1 protein-coding gene is annotated in these 515 nt (G+C 65.4%); it reads right to left on the bottom strand.

Features of this window, described 5'->3' with window-relative positions; genetic code table 11:
- The coding region (locus tag DC522_RS34140) for a fatty acid desaturase (protein ID WP_133239475.1) at positions 1–515 on the bottom strand (515 nt) is incomplete at both ends.

Genomic DNA, 515 nt, shown 5'->3' with positions numbered 1-515 from the left:
GCCTTCTGCTCTTCGCGGGTCTCCTCGCGCAGGGCCTTCATCTGCGACCAGTGCCACTTGGGCCGGTGGTGGTGCTCGGCGTGATAGCCGTTGTTGAGGAAGACCCAGTTGTAGACCGGCTCATAGGTCGAAACGCCGGTGGCCACCGGCACGTCCGGCTCGGCGCCCAGGTGTTCGTAATAGGCGATCAAGAACGAGATGCACTGGCCCAGGTAGTAGAACGGCGCCAGCAGCAGCACGAACTTCCAGTTGATCAGCGCCAACACCGCATAGACCGCCGCCATCACCCAGAGCTCGGTCATCGCCCGCCGGGCCTCGTCCGGCCGCTTGGCGCGGATCAGCCGCGCCACGGTGAACGGGTCGTCGTCGCGCCAGAACTGCATGAACACATAGGACAGCATCGGCTCGGCCTTGCCGTCGGCGCCGTAGCGGTAGAGCGAGATCGGGTCGATGGTCGTGCCGTCCGCCGCCTTGCGGTCGGAATTGCCGGCGTGGTGCCGCATGTGCACGTACTT

The sequence above is a fragment of the Microvirga sp. KLBC 81 genome, assembly GCF_003075415.1.
Taxonomy (GTDB): domain Bacteria; phylum Pseudomonadota; class Alphaproteobacteria; order Rhizobiales; family Beijerinckiaceae; genus Microvirga.
This window is presented reverse-complemented; position numbering and strand designations above follow the sequence as displayed.